Source organism: Ramlibacter sp. GS1-15 (genome assembly GCF_057785015.1).
This window is the reverse complement of the sequence record NZ_JBYNTU010000001.1, coordinates 1,024,270-1,040,436: the sequence shown is the minus strand read 5'-3', so window position 1 is coordinate 1,040,436 and position 16,167 is coordinate 1,024,270. Positions and strand designations below refer to the sequence as shown.

Annotated in this window: 17 protein-coding genes; 7 read left to right on the top strand and 10 right to left on the bottom strand. The window is 68.5% G+C overall.

The window, feature by feature from the left end:
• Positions 1 to 85: 85 nt before the first annotated feature.
• Positions 86 to 1,432: a chloride channel protein gene (locus tag AC3EF3_RS05120; protein ID WP_488531074.1), complete on the bottom strand. Its 1,347-nt coding sequence runs from the start codon at positions 1,430 to 1,432 to the stop codon at positions 86 to 88.
• A gap of 46 nt (positions 1,433 to 1,478) precedes the next feature.
• Between AC3EF3_RS05120 and AC3EF3_RS05115 the strand changes: the two genes are divergently transcribed.
• The gene (locus AC3EF3_RS05115) at positions 1,479 to 2,345 is read left to right on the top strand and encodes a DUF3014 domain-containing protein (RefSeq protein ID WP_488531073.1); all 867 of its coding nucleotides are present in this window, start codon (positions 1,479 to 1,481) and stop codon (positions 2,343 to 2,345) included.
• A 15-nt stretch (positions 2,346 to 2,360) separates the two neighbouring features.
• On the opposite strand, the gene AC3EF3_RS05110 is transcribed toward AC3EF3_RS05115, so the two are convergent.
• The 5 genes from AC3EF3_RS05110 to egtB are packed head-to-tail and all read right to left on the bottom strand — an operon-like array spanning position 2,361 to position 7,045.
• The gene (locus AC3EF3_RS05110; protein ID WP_488531072.1) at positions 2,361 to 3,092 is read right to left on the bottom strand and encodes a 2OG-Fe dioxygenase family protein; all 732 of its coding nucleotides are present in this window, start codon (positions 3,090 to 3,092) and stop codon (positions 2,361 to 2,363) included.
• 4 nt (positions 3,093 to 3,096) lie between these two features.
• On the bottom strand, positions 3,097 to 4,476 hold the full coding sequence (locus AC3EF3_RS05105; RefSeq protein ID WP_488531071.1) for a mercuric reductase: 1,380 nt from the start codon (positions 4,474 to 4,476) through the stop codon (positions 3,097 to 3,099).
• Positions 4,477 to 4,488: 12 nt separating this feature from the next.
• Positions 4,489 to 4,770 (bottom strand): DUF427 domain-containing protein, encoded by a 282-nt coding sequence (locus AC3EF3_RS05100; protein ID WP_488531070.1) that lies wholly within the window; start codon positions 4,768 to 4,770, stop codon positions 4,489 to 4,491.
• Between the two features lie 14 nt (positions 4,771 to 4,784).
• Positions 4,785 to 5,759, bottom strand: a complete 975-nt coding sequence (gene egtD, locus AC3EF3_RS05095; RefSeq protein ID WP_488531069.1) for an L-histidine N(alpha)-methyltransferase — start codon at positions 5,757 to 5,759, stop codon at positions 4,785 to 4,787.
• Entirely contained in the window at positions 5,753 to 7,045 is a 1,293-nt protein-coding gene (gene egtB, locus AC3EF3_RS05090) for an ergothioneine biosynthesis protein EgtB (protein ID WP_488531068.1), read from the bottom strand. Before egtB ends, egtD begins: the two co-directional genes overlap by 7 nt.
• Before the next feature lie 100 nt (positions 7,046 to 7,145).
• Between egtB and AC3EF3_RS05085 the strand changes: the two genes are divergently transcribed.
• Positions 7,146 to 8,183: an NADP-dependent oxidoreductase gene (locus AC3EF3_RS05085; protein ID WP_488531067.1), complete on the top strand. Its 1,038-nt coding sequence runs from the start codon at positions 7,146 to 7,148 to the stop codon at positions 8,181 to 8,183.
• Here AC3EF3_RS05085 and AC3EF3_RS05080 read toward each other — a convergent pair whose 3' ends face one another.
• The 4 genes from AC3EF3_RS05080 to AC3EF3_RS05065 form a co-directional block, all read right to left on the bottom strand.
• Complete coding sequence (locus AC3EF3_RS05080; RefSeq protein WP_488531066.1) at positions 8,184 to 8,627, bottom strand: hypothetical protein; 444 nt, start codon at positions 8,625 to 8,627, stop codon at positions 8,184 to 8,186.
• A 74-nt stretch (positions 8,628 to 8,701) separates the two neighbouring features.
• The gene (locus tag AC3EF3_RS05075) at positions 8,702 to 9,187 is read right to left on the bottom strand and encodes a cupin domain-containing protein (protein WP_488531065.1); all 486 of its coding nucleotides are present in this window, start codon (positions 9,185 to 9,187) and stop codon (positions 8,702 to 8,704) included.
• Positions 9,188 to 9,334: 147 nt separating this feature from the next.
• Positions 9,335 to 10,486 (bottom strand): serine hydrolase domain-containing protein, encoded by a 1,152-nt coding sequence (locus AC3EF3_RS05070; protein WP_488531064.1) that lies wholly within the window; start codon positions 10,484 to 10,486, stop codon positions 9,335 to 9,337.
• A complete protein-coding gene (locus AC3EF3_RS05065) occupies positions 10,483 to 11,505 on the bottom strand; it encodes a methionine synthase (protein WP_488531063.1) in 1,023 nt (340 codons plus the stop codon). The genes AC3EF3_RS05070 and AC3EF3_RS05065 overlap by 4 nt, the downstream gene beginning before the upstream one ends.
• Positions 11,506 to 11,555: 50 nt before the next feature.
• Here AC3EF3_RS05065 and AC3EF3_RS05060 point away from each other — a divergent pair, with 50 nt between their 5' ends.
• From AC3EF3_RS05060 to AC3EF3_RS05040, 5 genes are all read left to right on the top strand, one after another.
• Positions 11,556 to 12,866, top strand: a complete 1,311-nt coding sequence (locus AC3EF3_RS05060; protein ID WP_488531062.1) for an NAD(P)/FAD-dependent oxidoreductase — start codon at positions 11,556 to 11,558, stop codon at positions 12,864 to 12,866.
• 10 nt (positions 12,867 to 12,876) lie between these two features.
• Complete coding sequence (locus AC3EF3_RS05055; protein ID WP_488531061.1) at positions 12,877 to 13,767, top strand: diacylglycerol/lipid kinase family protein; 891 nt, start codon at positions 12,877 to 12,879, stop codon at positions 13,765 to 13,767.
• A 130-nt stretch (positions 13,768 to 13,897) separates the two neighbouring features.
• Positions 13,898 to 15,100, top strand: coding sequence for a WD40/YVTN/BNR-like repeat-containing protein (locus AC3EF3_RS05050; RefSeq protein WP_488531060.1), 1,203 nt, complete (start codon positions 13,898 to 13,900; stop codon positions 15,098 to 15,100).
• Positions 15,101 to 15,151: 51 nt separating this feature from the next.
• Complete coding sequence (locus AC3EF3_RS05045) at positions 15,152 to 15,547, top strand: DUF488 domain-containing protein (protein ID WP_488531059.1); 396 nt, start codon at positions 15,152 to 15,154, stop codon at positions 15,545 to 15,547.
• A gap of 103 nt (positions 15,548 to 15,650) precedes the next feature.
• The gene (locus AC3EF3_RS05040) at positions 15,651 to 16,163 is read left to right on the top strand and encodes an Hsp20/alpha crystallin family protein (protein WP_488531058.1); all 513 of its coding nucleotides are present in this window, start codon (positions 15,651 to 15,653) and stop codon (positions 16,161 to 16,163) included.
• The last annotated feature ends 4 nt before the right edge of the window (positions 16,164 to 16,167 follow it).

Below are 16,167 nucleotides of genomic sequence, written 5' to 3'. Positions count from 1 at the left end.
TGCGGGGCTCCAAAAGGTTTCCCTGATGAAGAGCGCCCATCATATTTGGGCAAATGCATTTGGGACATGGGGGATTTCCCTCCTGCTACGTTCCCCTGGGCTGCGCCGGCAGGCTCGCGATCTGGGCAAGCGCCAGCGCGGGATAGAGCGGCCGCGCGATCCAGCGCGCGATGAGGCTCGCCAGCAGCGCCGCCGCCATCAGGCTCAGCACCATCGAATGGCCGTCGACCATCTCCATGACGATGATGAAAGCCGTGATCGGCGCCTGCGTGATGGCGGCAAGGAAGCTGGCCATCCCCAGCGCGATCAGGGCGGGGGCCTGCGCGTCGCTGCCGCACAGCAGCGCGACGTCGCTGCCCAGTCCCGCGCCGATCGCGAGCGACGGCGCGAACAGCCCGCCGGGCACCCCCGACCACACCGCGAGCCAAGTGGCGGCGAACCGCAGCGTCACATAGAGGAACGGCAACGTCGCATGGCCGGCGACCAGGGACTTCGTGAAGTCGTAGCCGCTGCCGAAGGTCGCGCCGCCGCTGGCCCAGCCGATGCATGCGATCGCCAGTCCGCAACCGCCGGCGAAACGCACCGGGTAGCGCCGCTTCCACGCGCTGAACATGTCGCTGCCGCCGACGATGGACGCGTGCAGCAGCCGCGAGAACACCCCGCCGGTCAGCCCGGCCACGGCGGCGACCAGCGCGGCCGGGAGCAGGAAGGCCGCATGCAGCGGCGCCGTCCTGATGACACCGAAGTAGGTGGAGTTGCCGAACACGGAGACCGCGATCAGGCCAGCCAGCACGATGGCCGCGACCACGAGACCGCTGCTGCGCTGTTCGATGCGCGGCGTGAGTTCCTCGATGGCGAACATCACGCCGGCCAGCGGCGCGTTGAAGGCGGCGGCGATCCCCGCAGCTCCGCCGGCCACCAGCAGGCCGTGCGTCTTGATGGACACGCCCGGGGGCAGCCAGCGGCGCGCGTGCAGCATGACGCCTGCGGCAATCTGCACCGAAGGGCCTTCGCGGCCGATCGCCAGGCCACCCAGCAGCCCCGTGGCGGTGAGCACGATCTTGGCCACGGCCAGGCGCAGCGAGACGAAGCGGCCGCGGTGCGCCGAAGGAACTTCGGGCCTGAGCGCGGCGATGATCTGCGGAATCCCCGAGCCGGCCGCGCCGGGGAAGAACTTGCGGGTGGCCCAGGCCACCGCGGCGCACACCAGCGGCGTCCAGACGAACGGGGCGAACGGCTCCCAGTGCTCCAGCGCCATGAAGGCGTGCAGCGCACGGTCGCACAACCAGGTGAAGGCGACGACGCTGGCGCCTGCCAGGGCCGCGTAAGCGAGCACGATGCTGCGCGCGAGCCACTCCCGCCGGTCGGCGAAGTCCCTGCGGATCGCGTGCAGGACATGAGGCTGCCCGTGCGCATGGGTTGGTCCCTGCATCGCATCGATTATATTTGTACAAATCAATTGCAACCGGGAGAGGGCCATGCCGACACCCGATCAGGACCTGCGGGTCGACCCCGAAGAAAGCGCCCGCCGCTTCCAGCGCCGGGGCAGCGGCATCGCGCCGTGGATCGCCGCGCTCGCGGCGGCGGCGGCGTGCGCCGCGGCCGCCTACTGGTGGTGGTCCGAGCGGCAGCCCGCCCCGTCTCCGCCGATCGTTGCGGCCAGCGCGCCCGCGGTCGCCCCCGCGCAGCCCGCGTCCTCGGCCGCATCGGAGCCGAGCCATCCGGTCCAGACGGCCAGTGAAGGGCCGATGTCCGCAGCCGACATCGACCCCGCGCTCGTCGAGCTGCTCGGTACGCGCGCCGTGGCCGCGTTCATGCAGACCAGTGATTTCCCGCGGCGCTTCGCTGCCACCGTCGACAACCTCGGACGCGCGCATGCGCCTTCCGCCGTGTGGCCGGTGCAGCCGACCCCGGGGCAATTCACGGTCGAAGAAGGCCCGGAAGGAACGGTGATCGCGCAGGCCAACGCCAGGCGCTATGCGCCGTTCGTGCAGATGGCCACCGCGGTCGATGCGAAGCGGGCGGCCGCCTTGTACCGGCGGATGTATCCGCTGCTGCAGCAGGCCTGGCGCGAGCTCGGCCTCGGCAAGCGCTACCTCAACGATCGCGTGATCGAGGTCATCGACCTGCTGCTGGCCACCCCCGAGCCCGAACGCCCGCCCCGCGTGCAATTGACCGAAGTGAAAGGACCGATCCCGTCGACGCGGCCCTGGGTGCGCTACGAGTACGTCGACCCGCAGCTCGAGTCGCTCACCGCGGGCCAGAAGATCCTCGTGCGCATGGGCGTCGCCAACGAGCGGCGCCTGAAGCAGAAGCTCAGGGAGTTGCGCGCGCAACTCGCCTGAGCCGCGCCGGGCAGTTCAGCCGCCCTGGAACCCGCCCGCGCGGTACGTCAGCACCAGCGTGTCGCGCCAGCCGCCCTCGCCCACCGGCTGGATCGGCGTCGATTCGTGGATGACGCGCTCGTCGTCCAGCAGCAGGAGCGACCACGGTTGCGTGAGCGTGAAACGCTCGCCGCGGGGACCCTCGGCCTCGAACACGCGCGTCTCGCCGCCTTTGATGCCCTCGCGCGCCACGAGGAAAACCGCGACCAGGTCGACGCCGTCGCGATGCGCGCCTTCAGGCGTGGGGCGGCCGATGCCGCCTTCGGTGTCGATGCGGAACTGGTGCGCCTCGACGAACCAGGGCTGCGCGCCTTTGAGCGCCGAGCTCACCCGGCCCAGCCAGCGCAGCAGCGCGAGCCAGGCCGGCGCCTGCGCGACCCGCGGCAGCACCGGCTCGAACCAGCGCTGCATCCCGCCGTGCAAGGCGTTGTATTCGACCGGCTGCCAGTGAGCGCGATGGGGCGCCAGGGTCACGCCGTCACCTTCCACCACATACGACGAGTGGCGGCGCTTGCGGTAATGGCCGCCGTCTTTCAGGTACCTGTCCGGCGCGAGCTCGTCCCAGCTCGGACGCAAGGCCATCAGCTCCTCGAGCGTGCAGCCCGCGAGTTCGCACACCGCCTGCACGGTGAGAACGGCGTAACCGCGCTCGCGCATGGCGGCGTCGAGTTGCCCTGGGTCGGTGGTGTGCGGCGCGAGCAGTTGCATGCCGCTAGCTTAGCGGCTTCAGCTTTCCCAGGATGGTCGGCAAGAATTCGGCCACCGTGGGGTGCACCGGCAGCGCCTCCTTCATCGCCCGCGCAGTGCCGCCCGCGGCCATGAAGTTCGTGAAGACGTGGATGATCTCGTCGGCGTTGAGCCCGACCAGCGCCGCGCCGAGGAACCTGTCGCTGTCCGCATCGACCAGGAGTTTGACCAGGCCGATCGTCTCGCTCTCTTCCTTCGCGCGGCTCACGTTCTTCATGTCGAACTTCGCCATCAGCACGCGCTTGCCCGAGGCCCGCGCGTCCGACTCGGACATGCCGACACGCGCGAACGGCGGGTCGGTGAACATCGCGTAGCACATGGTGCGTTCCTCGGCCGAGCGGTTGCCGCCGCCATGGTTCGCCACCACGATCTCGTGGTCGTGGTAGCTGGTGTGCGTGAACGCGCCGCGCTTGTTGATGTCGCCCAGCGCCCAGATGCCCGGCACGTTCGTCTCGAGCCGGCCATTGGTGGGGATGTAGCCACGCGGGTCGGTCTGCACGCCCACGGCCGCGAGGTTCAGTTTCTCGGAGTTCGGCAGCCGGCCGGTCGCGACCAGCACGTGCGAGCCTTCGATGCGTTCGTTGCCCACCTGCACGGCGATGCCGTCCCGCGTCTTCTCGACTTTCGTCACGGCCTGGCCCGCGACGATGCGGATGCCTTCCTTCCCGAGGAAGGCCGCGATGCAGGACGTGACGTCCTCGTCCTCGCGCGCAGTGATGCGCGGCGCCGTTTCGATCACCGTCACCTCGGACCCGAGGCGGCGGAAGATCTGCCCCATCTCCAGGCCGATGTAGCTGCCGCCGATGACGACCAGCTTCCTCGGCAACGTGCGCAGCTTGAGCAGGCTGTCATTGTCGAGATAGGGCACGTCGGTCAAGCCGGGAATCGGCGGGATGAACGGGCGCGTGCCGGTGTTGAGGTACACGCGTTTCGCGCGGATGGGTTGCGTGCCGGCGGTGAGGTCGAACGCGCCCTCCTGGCCACCGGTGAAGGAGCCCCAGCCGCGCACCAGGGTGATGTTCTTCGTGCCGCCCACCCACGCCTCGAGGCCCGCGCGCGCGGTATCGACGCGGTCCTGCATGCGGTTCATGGCGGCGGCGAAATCGACTTTCACTTCGCCCACGTGCACGCCGAACTCCGCCGCGTGATTCGCCATCCAGGCCACGCGCGCGCTCTTGCGCAAGGTCTTGGTCGGTGTGCAGCCGTTGTTCACGCAGGTGCCGCCCAGCTGCGCCGCCTCGACCAGCGCGACCTTCTCGCCGCGCTGCGCGAGCGCGATGGCCAAGGCCGGCCCGGCTTGACCCGCGCCGACGATTGCCGCATCGACTTCCAGGATATCGGCCATGATGCGCTCTCCTCAGGGTTCCACTTTCACGCCCTTCCAGAAAGCCACGCGGTCACGAACCATCTCGGCTTCGGGCTTCGGGTCGGGGTAGTACCAGACGGCGTCCGGGTTCAGTTCGCCGTCGACCAGCAGCGAGTAATAGCTGGCCGTGCCCTTCCACGGGCACACGGTGTGCGTGTTGCTGAAGCTGACGTATTCGCGCCTCAACGCGCCCGCGGGGAAGTAATGGTTGCCTTCGACGACCACCGTGTCGTCGCTTTCGGCGAGGGTGACGCCGTTCCAGGTGGCTTTCATGCGCTCGCTCTCCTTCAGGCCGGCGCGTGCAGCCAGTGCACGCTGAACAGGCGGTCGGCGTCGGTCCACACGGGACCGGGCCTGAAGCCCGCGCGCACCGCCAGCGCGTGCAGGCCCTCGATGGTGAACTTGTACGAGTTCTCGGTGTGGATCGCCTCGCCTTCGCCGAAGTCGAAGTGCTCGCCTTTCCACTCGACGCTGTGGCGCTCCCGGCTGACCAGGTGCATCTCGATGCGCGAGAGCGGCGCGTTGTAGAAGCCGCTGTGCCAGAACTTCGACAGGTCGAAATTCGTGCCGAGCTCGCGATTGGCGCGCGCCAGCAGGTTCAGGTTGAACGCCGCCGTCACGCCCTGTGCGTCGTTGTAGGCCGCGTGCAGCACCTGCGGGTCCTTCACCAGGTCCGCCCCGAGCAGCAAGGCACCGCCGCGCAGCACCTGCCCGGCGACGACGAAGAAATGAAGGGCTTCTTCCGGCGTGAAGTTGCCGATGGTCGAGCCGGGGAAGAAGCCGATGCGCCGTCCCGCCTGCGGCAGCGGGGCCGGCAAGAGCAGGCGCTGGGTGTAATCAGCAATGACCGGCTGGACGTCCAGGCCCGCATGGTCGCGCTGCAGCTCGGCCGCGCAGCGCGCGAGGTGCTCGCCCGAGATGTCGATCGGCAGGTAGCGGGCCGGCGCCTCCATCGCCTGGAGCAGCAGGCGGATCTTGCGCAACGAGCCGGCGCCGAATTCGACGATCTCGGCTCGCGGCCCGATGTGCGCGGCGATCTCGGACGCGTACTGCGTCAGGATGGCGAGCTCCGTGCGCGTCGGGTAGTACTCGGGCAATTCGCAGATCGCGTCGAAGAGCTGCGAGCCGCGCTCGTCGTAGAACCACTTGGGCGAGATGCTGCGCGGGCGCGACGCCAGCATCGCGCGCACGTCCGTGGCGAAGCTCGACGCGGTCGCCTTGCGGTCGCCCGGTTCCACGTGCATCTGGCCGCGCGTCAGCATGCGCCGTCCTTCGCGAGCCGCAGGCCCGAGAACTGCCAGCGCGCGCCCGGCGGGAAGAAATTGCGATAGGTGTCGCGCGCATGGCCGGGGGGCGTCGCGATGCTGCTGCCGCGAAGCACCACCTGGCCGATCATGAACTTGCCGTTGTATTCACCGACCGCACCGGCGAACGGACGGAAGCCCGGGTAAGGATCGTACGAAGAGCGCGTCCACTGCCACGCGCTCCCGTGCATGTCCTGCAGGCCCGCCGCGCTGGCGGCGGCTTCCCATTCGAATTCCGTAGGCAGGCGCGCGCCGGCCCATTCCGCATACGCCGCGGCCTCGTAGAAGCTCAGGTTCGTCACGGGCGCGGCGAAGTCGAGCGGCCGCACGCCATGCAGCCCGAAGGCCTGCCAGTGCGACGCGCGGCTGCGCGGATCATCCGGTGCGATCCAGTAGATCGGGTGCTTCCACACGCCGGCCTGCACAGCGGCCCACCCGTCGGACAGCCACAGGCCGGCGCGCTCGTAGCCGCCGTCCACGATGAACTCCAGGTATTCGCCGCAGGTGACGAGCCGGTCGGCGACACGGAAAGGCGCGAGCAGCACGTCGTGGCGCGGCGTCTCGTTGTCGAACGCGAAGCCTTTGCCGGCATGGCCGACCGAGACGGTACCGCCGGGCATCGCGATCCAGCGCGGCGGTTGCGGTGGCGACGCGACGCGCAGCGCGGCCGCCTCCATCGGCTGGTACGCCGGCAGCAGCGGATTGCAGGACAGCAGGTAGAGCATGTCCGTCAGGATCAGCTCCTGGTGCTGCTGCTCGTGATGCAAGCCGAGCTCCACCAGCGGCGCGGCGGTTTCCCAGTCGGCGTCCTCGGCGCTTTCGATGAAATGCAGCATCGCCGCATCCACATGCTCGCGGTAGCGATGCACGTCGGCGAGCGTGGGCCGCGTCAGCAGGCCGCGCGCCGGCCGTGGATGGCGCGGGCCGAGCGACTCGTAATAGGAATTGAAGAGCAGGAAGAAACGTTCATCGAAGGGCCGGTAGCCGCTTGCGCACTCGCGCAGCACCACGGCTTCGAAGAACCAGCTCGTATGGGCGAGGTGCCATTTGGTCGGGCTCGCGTCGGACATGGCCTGGACGCACTGGTCCTCGGGCGAGAGCGGTGCGGCCAGGGCGAGGGTGCGCGCGCGAACTTGCGCGAACCGGTCCTGCAAGGCCGCCCGCGACGGGGCGATGGTGCCGCTCAGGGCAGAAGTCACGGACACGTGAAAGGCCTCCAGCAGTTCAGTCGTTGCCCCATCCATTTCATTACAGCATGAATGGGGCCGGGCTCGCAGTGTCACCTTCGATACCCCGCGGGAGTGTCAGCATCCTTACCATCGCAAGCTCACCAGGAGCCCTGCCATGACCGCCATCGCCACCCTCGTCAACCACCAGGTCCGCCTCGCCAGCCGCCCCGTGGGCCTGCCCACGCGCGACGTCTGGTCGTTCACCACCGAACCGGTGCGCGAGCCGGGCGAAGGCGGCGTGCTCGTCAAGGCACTCGCGCTCTCGCTCGATCCCGCGATGCGCGGCTGGATGAACGAAGGCAAGAGCTACATCGAGCCGGTCGGGATCGGCGACGTGATGCGCGCCGGCGGCATCGGCCAGGTGATGGCCTCGAAGAATCCGCAGTTCGCCGCGGGCGACCTCGTGTCGGCGGTCATCGGCGTGCAGGAGTACGCCACCATCGAAGCCGACCAGGTGCGCAAGGCGGGCCTCTTCAAGATCGATCCGCGGCTGGGCAGCGTCACGCAATGGCTCAACGTGCTGGGCATGCCCGGCATGACGGCGTACTTCGGACTGCTCGACGTCGGCCAACCGAAGCCGGGCGACACCGTCGTGGTCTCCGGTGCGGCGGGCGCCGTCGGCCAGACCGTGGGCCAGCTCGCGAAGATCAAGGGCTGCCGCGCGGTCGGCATCGCGGGCGGCCCGGCCAAATGCGAATGGGTGGTGAAGGAGCTGGGCTTCGACGCCTGCATCGACTACAAGGGCGGCAGCGTGCGCGACGGCCTGAAGGAGCATTGCCCCAAGGGCGTGGACGTGTACTTCGACAACGTGGGCGGCGAAATCCTCGACCACGTGCTCGCGAAGCTCGCGCGCGGCGCGCGCATCGTGATCTGCGGCGCGATCAGCCAGTACAACAACACGCAGCCCGTGCAGGGACCGAAGAATTACATGTCGCTGCTGGTGAACCGCGCGCGCATGCAGGGCATGGTGGTGTTCGATTACGCCGATCGCTTCCCGCAGGCGGTCGCCGAACTGGCCGGCTACCTGAAGGATGGCCGCATGAAGAGCCGCGAAGACATCGTGCGCGGCATCGACAATTTCCCGGAGGCGCTGCTCAAGCTGTTCTCCGGGGAGAACTTCGGCAAGCTGGTGCTGCAGGTCGCCGAAACCTGATCACGACAGCGGCTTGACGGTCGAGCCCTCGACCCTCACGCGCGATCCGGCGGCGAGGGCGCCGCGCTGCTCGATGGTGCGCATCGTGCCGTCGTCCATGCGGATGTGCATCTGGTAGCCGCGCGGCTGCTTGCTGCCCTTGTCGTTCACGGCAACGACCATCTGCACCACGCCACATTGCTTGCATGCCGCCGCGCCGCCCATCGCCTGCGCCGACGCGGTGAGCGGTGGCGCCTTCACGACGTCGCTGCTTTGCGTGGCGACCGGCCCAGGCGCAGCGAGCGCCGCCTCGCGCGGCGCATCGTTCTCCGCCCGCTTCACCATCACTGCCGCGGCGACCGCCACCACCGCGACGGCCGTGACGGCCAGTGCGGGGACCAGGGATTCGCGACGCGTGGGAGGGACTTCGGGGAGCTCGGGATCGAGGTCGTCGGTGGGATCCATCAGCCCGTCTTGTAGCCAAGGAACCCGTCCAGCACGTGTAGGAGAGCGCCAACACGTGTGTAGTCAGTCTTCGACTACACGCCGCCCTTGGGGTGCGTGGGATCGACCCACAACACGCGTTCGGGTTTCTCGGCCGGCTCGATATCGAGGTTGATCGCCACCGCCTCGCCGTCGCTGCGGCAGAGCACGCATTCGAGCACCTCGGTCGGGCTGGCGTTGATCTCCTGGTGCGGCACGTACGGCGGCACGTAGATGAAATCGCCCGGCCCCGCCTCGGCAGTGAACTCCAGGTGGTCGCCCCAGCGCATGCGCGCGCGCCCCTTCACGACGTAGATCACGCTCTCCAGGTGACCGTGGTGATGCGCGCCGGTCTTCGCGTCGGGATGGATGTGCACGGTGCCGGCCCAGAGTTTCCGGGCGCCGACGCGCGCGAAATTGATCGCCGCCTTGCGGTCCATGCCCGGGGTCTGCGCCGTGTTCGCGTCGAGCTGGTTGCCGGGGATGACGCGCACGCCGTCGTGCTTCCAGCGGGGTTCACCGGAGGGGTTCGAAGGTGTCATGGCCCTCCTTTGTACCCCTGTTTGCACGGATGGGCGAGTGAGATGGCCGCCGCTTCGGGGTCCTTGTCCTGAACGGCGCGCGCCGGCGCAAGGCCGGCGAAGACGCGCCCGTGCAGCCCAAGTTGAAGCGGGCGTGACGACGCGCGGCTAGTCCACCGCCGCATAAACCAGGTGCCGGAACATGTTGCGGAAGAAGATCCGCTGGTTCGGCGCCTGTGTCATCAGGATCGCGAAGAGGTCTTCCGCCGGGTCGACGAAGAAGGACGTGCCGCCGATGCCGCTCCAGAAGTACTGGCCGACAGAGCCCGGCTGCGGCGCCATGCCGGTGTGGGTGCGCACGGCGACGCCGAGGCCGAACCCGTAGCCGGGGATCAGCAGGTCGTTGTACGCCGGCGTGGCACCGAGATGGTCGGACGTCATCCACTCGATGGTCTTGCGCGACACGAGCCGCATCCCGTCGAGCAAGCCGCCGTTGCGCATCATCTGCAGGAACCGCACGTAGTCCGGCGTGGTGCCGAACAGGCCGCCTCCGCCGGATTCGAACGCCGGCGTCATGCGCGCATCGATCATCTCGACCGGCTTGCCGGTGTCGGGGTCGGTCGCGAAAGGCTCGGCCACGCGGCCCCAGGCCTCGCTCGGCACCCCGAAGGCCGTGTCTCTCATGCCGAGCGGCGCGAAGATGCGTTCGGCGAGGAAGCGGCCCAGCGTCTGCCCGGCCACGACCTCGATCAGGGCGCCGAGCACGTCGGTGGCACGGCTGTACTGGAACCAGGCGCCGGGCTGGTCCTGCAGCGGAATCGATGCGAGTACCTTGCAGAACTCGCGGTTCGTGCGCGAAGGGTTGGCGATGTCGGCCGCGTCGTACTGCTTCTGCGCGGCGCTGCTGCCGAGGTATTCGTAGGTGAAGCCCGCGGTGTGGCGCAACAGGTCGTGCACCGTTGCCTCGCGATTCGCCCCCACCAGTTGCACGGACGATCCCTTGTCGACGGCCACCTTCGGGTTCGCGAACTCCGGCAGGAACTTCGAGAGCGGATCGTTCATCTGCAGCGCGCCCTCCTCCATCAGCATCAGCGCGGCCAGCGAGACGATCGGCTTGGTCATCGAGTAGATGCGGAAGATGGCATCCTCGCGCATCGGGCTGCCGGCCTGCGGGTCGAGGCGGCCGAGGCATTCGAAGAATTCCACCTGCCCTGCGCGCGCGACCACGGCAATTGCACCGGGAATGCGGCCGCGATCGATGTGCGATTGCAGCGTCCCCCGCAAATTGGCGAGCGCGCGCGTGTTCAGGCGCGCCGTCACGACCCCCACCTGTCGCGCGCCAGCTGCGCGCCCTGGGCAAGCGCCTCGAGCTTGCGCAGCGCGATGTCGCGGTCCATCGGCGCCATGCCGCAATTGGTGCAGCAGATCAGGCGGTCCTTGGGCACGAACTGCAGCGCCGTGCCTATCGTCTCGGCGACCTGCTCGGGCGTCTCGACCTCGTCGCTCGCCACGTCGATCACGCCGACCATCACCTCCTTGCCCCGCAGCAGCTTCATCATCTCCGGCGGCACGTGCGAATGGAAGCACTCGAGGCTCACCTGCTGGATGCTGCTCCTGGCGAGTGCGGGGAACACCTGCTCGTACTGGCGCCACTCCTCGCCCAGCGACTTCTTCCAGTCGACGTTCGCCTGGATGCCGTAGCCGTAGCAGATGTGCACGGCCGTCTTGCACGTGAGCCCTTGCGCCGCGCGCTCCAGCGCCTTCACGCCCCAGTCGGCGGCGTCCTTCATGTAGACGTTGAAAGCCGGCTCGTCGAACTGGACGATGTCCACGCCGTCGGCCTGCAACGCGAGCGCCTCCCGGTTCAGGAGCTCCGCGAAGGCGAAAGCCATCTTCACGCGGTCGCCGTAGTAGTGGTCGGCCACCGTGTCGACGATGGTCATCGGGCCCGGCAAGGTGAACTTGAGCTTGCGCTTCGTGTGGGCACGCGCGAGCCGCGCCTCGAATTCATGCACGCGCCCTTTCAACCGCAGGGGCCCGACCACCTGCGGAACCATGACCTTGTAACGGTCGGCGCGGATGCCCATCTCCACCTTGTGTTCGAAGTCGATGCCCTCGACCTGCTCGAGAAAGCCGTGCACGAAATGCTGGCGCGATTGCTCGCCATCGCCGACCACGTCCAGGCCGGCGTCCTCCTGGGCCTTGATCCAGAGCAGCGTCGCGTCGGCTTTGGCTTGCTTCAGCTCATTGCCCTGCGCCTTCCATTGCGGCCAGAGCTTGTGCGTCTCGGCGAGCCAGGCCGGCTTGGGCAGGCTGCCCGCGATGGCGGTGGGGAACATGGCTGTCTCCTTCATCGTGCTGTGCAGTCGGACATTCGCATAATGCCAGCATGCGAGCGAACAAGAATAAACCCCGCGTCGTCATCATCGGTTGCGGCTTCGGCGGCCTCGAAGCGGCCCGGGCGCTGAAGGATGCCGACCTCGACATCACCCTCGTCGACCGCACCAACCACCACCTGTTCCAGCCCTTGCTCTACCAGGTGGCGACGGCGGGCCTGTCCGCGCCCGCCATCGCCGCGCCGGTGCGCCACCTCTTTCGCCGGCAGCAGAACGTGACCAGCCTGCTTGGGGAGGTCACACGCATCGATCCCGCGGCGCGTGAAGTGCATCTCAAGGAAGGCCACGTGCTGCCGTACGACTACCTGATCGTCGCGGCGGGTGCGACGCACAGCTATTTCGGGCGCGACGATTGGGCACCGTTCGCCCCGGGATTGAAGACGCTCGACGATGCGTTCGAAATCCGGCGGCGCATCCTGCTCGCGTTCGAATCGGCGGAGAAGGAAGCGGACGCCACGCAGCGCGAAGCGTGGCTCACGTTCGTGATCATCGGCGGCGGACCGACCGGCGTCGAGATGGCCGGCACCGTTGCGGAGATCGCGTGCGATACCCTCCCCGGCGAGTTCCGCCACATCGACCCGAGCGGCGCCCGGGTGATCCTGCTCGAAGGCAGCCCGCGCTTGCTGCAGGCCATGCCCGAGGTGCTCGGTCGCCGCGCGCAGCAGCAGCTCGAAAGGCTGGGCGTGGACGTGCGGGTGAATTCGCGCGTCGTCGCCATCGACGCGCAACGTGTCGAGATCGCGCCGGCCCAAGGCGAAACCTACGCCGTCGCGACCCGCTGCGTGGTCTGGGCGGCGGGAGTCGCCGCATCGCCGCTCGGCAAGCAGCTCGCGCAGGCGACAGGCGCGCAGACCGACCGCGCGGGACGCGTGATCGTCGAGCCCGACCTGTCGCTGCCCGGCCATTCCGAGATCAGTGTGGTGGGCGACCTCGCATCGGCACGCAGCTTCGCGCCGGGACACGAGCCCACGCCCGTGCCCGGCGTTTCACCCGGCGCCAAGCAGATGGGCCGATGGGCCGCGGCGAACATCCTGCGCCGCATCGCGGGCGAGCCGACGCGGCCCTTCCGCTACCGCGACTACGGCAACCTGGCGACCATCGGCCGCAATGCAGCGGTGGTCGACCTCGCTTCGCCCATCGGCCACTTCAAGTTCAGCGGCTATTTCGCCTGGCTGTTCTGGCTGTTCGCGCACATCTACTTCCTCATCGGGTTTCGCAACCGCATCGTCGTGCTGATCGACTGGGCCTCGGCTTACTGGAGCAAGCAGCGGTATGCGCGCGTGGTGACCGGGATAGAAGATTAGTATCGCGGGCTTGAGCACAGCCGCCGTCATCGTCAACGCTTCCGCCGGCGCAGGCTGCCGCCCCGGGTACGACCGCGAGCTCGAAGAGCGATTCGCGGCGCAGGGCCTCTATGCCAGCGTGCTGCTCGTGCACACGGGCGATGAAATCGTCCACGCGGCGCAGGAGGCCGTGCGAAGCGGCGCGCGGCGCATCGTCGCGGCCGGCGGCGACGGCACCGTCAGCGCCGTGGCTTCGCAAGTCGCGGGCACCGGCATCGCACTGGGCGTGCTGCCGATCGGCACCTTGAACCATTTCGCCCGCGACGCCGGCATCCCGCTCGACATCGACCAGGCCATCGCCACCATCGTGCAGGGCCGCGAGCAGGCGGTGGACGTGGGCGAAGTGAACGGGCGCGTGTTCATCAACAACTCGAGCCTGGGCCTTTATCCGGACATCGTGCTCGATCGCGAACGCCAGCGCCGGCGGCTCGGTCGCGGCAAGTGGATGGCCCTGGCCGCAGCGTCGCTGGATGCGATGCGGCGCTACCCGGTGCTCACGCTGGCGATGGACGTCGACGGGAAGCAGCTGCTTCGGCGCAGCGCCTTCGTCTTCATCGGCAACAACGATTACGCGATGGCGGGCTTCGAGATCGGCGAGCGCGCACGGCTCGACGAGGGCTTCCTGAGCCTGTACGTCACGCAGCGCACCGGCCGCTTCGGGCTATTGCGCCTGGCGCTGCGTGCCCTCCTGCGCCGGCTCGAGCAGGCGCGCGATTTCGACCGGCTCCATGCAGGGCGGGTGACGGTGCAGACGCGGCAGCGCTCGATGCGCGTCGCGGTCGACGGTGAAGTGGTGCGGATGCGCATGCCGCTCGACTACCGCATCCGGCGAGGCCATTTGCGCGTGCTCGTGCCGGCCTGACAAGCTGGACTGTGCGCGTCCGGCTTATTGATAAGCCAAACCATTTCGCGCTGTGTCGAAAAAGGCTGACGCAGCGTGGCTCATGCGGCTCTTAACCTTCGCGGCTCAACAGCATCGAGCAGGAGACCCCATGAATTCCACCCGTTCGTCATCCTTGCGCATCAGCGCTGCCTTGGTCGCTCTCTGGTTGAGTGCCTGCGGCGGAGGTGGCGGAGGCGACACGACCGCAGCTGCGCCTGCGCCCGCGCCCGCCCCCGCCCCCGCGCCGGCTCCCGCGCCCGCCCCCGCTCCCGCTCCCGCTCCTGCTCCGGCACCCGCGCCGGCACCCGCACCCGCGCCCGCGACATACACGTGGGCGGTCGCGGATCCGACGGCGCGCATCTGGCATTCGCTCGCGGCTGACACGGCGGGTGACGTGATCGTGGCGGGCGAAGCGGCGGGCGGGGCCCTGCATGTTTCGCATGACAGCGGAGCGACCTGGACCGCGGGCGACAGCCCATCGGGGATCTGGATCTCCACCGCGAGCTCCGGCACGGGCAACCGCCTTTACGCCGTGCAATTCGGCGGCACGGCGTACCTGAGCACCAACTTCGGCACCAACTGGACGGCGCTGGCCAGCGGCACGGCGAACTGGGAAGGCATCGCGTCTTCGCAGGACGGAACGAAGCTTGCTGCTGTCGCGCAGAACGGACCCCTGAAGCTGTCGACCAACTCCGGCACGACCTGGACCGTCGCGGCCATGCCGGATTCGCAGGCCAACCATTGGTGGCGCTCGGTCGCGATGTCCAGCGACGGCAGCGTGATCGTCGCCGTGGCGCACACCGGTGAGATGTTCCGCTCCACCAACAGCGGCGCGACGTGGAGCAGCGTCGCCGTCACGGTGGGCGCGACGACAGTCTCGGTCCCGGGGTGCTTCACCACCGGCCCTTGCGAAAGCTGGTACCGCGTGAAGATCTCCTCGGACGGTCAAACCATTGCGGCAGTCGGCAACAGCTTCGGCACCGGTCCGGGTACGGGCATCTACGTCTCGCATGACGGCGGCACAACGTGGACGAAGGGGTCGAGCCTGGTGGCGGACTACACGTTCCTCGCGATGTCTTCGGACGGGCAACGGATCGCCGCGACCGTGTCCAACAGCACGGCCACGGGTGCAGCGACCACCGGGCGTGTGCTCTTGTCGACCAACGGCGGCGCGACGTTCACCCAACTGACGATGCCGGGCACGAACACGGACTGGCGCGCGATCGCGATGTCCGCCACGGGCAATCTCGCTTACGCGGCGACGGGCAACTTCGCCACGAGCACGCCGGGCCTGCTCTACAAGGGCCAGTGAGAATGGAGGCGGGCGGGTATAACGTGCGTGTTTTCCGACCAGGAGCCGCTCATGCCCGTCCGCATCGTCCGACTCGGTACAGCGCGCAGCCCCGGCGAGGGGCTGCGCCTCGGCACCGTGCGGCGCCCGCCGCGCGGTGTTCCCAAGTCCGAATTCGCCCAACGCGATTTCTACGACACGTGGCTTCCGAACCTGGCCCCGTCCGCACCCTTGATGGCCGAGGGCCAGGCCGCGAAGACCGACAAGGAGTGGGCCTCGTTCAAGCGCAAGTTCCATGCGGAGATGAAGCAGCCCGAGGCGAGCCACGTCCTGGACCTGCTCGCTGCACTCTCGCACCAGACCTCTTTCGCCATCGGCTGCTACTGCGAAGACGAGAACCACTGCCACCGCTCAGTGCTGCGTGAACTGCTCAAGCAGCGCGGCGCCGACATCGCCGAAGCGGAATAAGGCCCAGCCGACTGCGCCTACGCGGCGCCTCAAGAGGCGACGACAGCCTCCGGGGCAGCGACTCCCCACACTGGGGGGTGGCCCGAAAGAAAGGAGGTCCGCCATGTTCGGAAGATATCTGGCCCCTTATTCGCAATCGCGCGACCTGCGCACGACCGATCCGTTCACTGAGCTGCATCGCGAGATGAACCGCCTGTTCGATGATTTCGTGGGTGGCAGCGGAACCGGCAGCGCCTCGCAGAACATGATGATGGCCCCGCGCCTGGACGTGAAGGAGCGCGACAACGAGATCTGCGTCGCGGCCGAGCTGCCGGGTGTCGAGCCGGCCGAGGTCGACGTGCGGCTGGAAGGCAGCCTGCTCACCATCCGCGGCGAGAAGAAGCACGAGGCCGAGCAGGAGAAGGAGGATTACCACCTGATGGAGCGCAGCTACGGGCGGTTCCAGCGCTCGCTGCAACTGCCGTTCGAGCCGGACGCGAATCAGGTGCATGCCGACTTCAAGCACGGGGTGCTGACGATCCACGTGCCCAAGCAGCCGCAGCAGGAGCGCAGCAAGCGCATCGAGATCGGCACCGGCGGTCAACCTGCCCAGCAGCAGGCCAAGGTGCGCCACTGAGCCG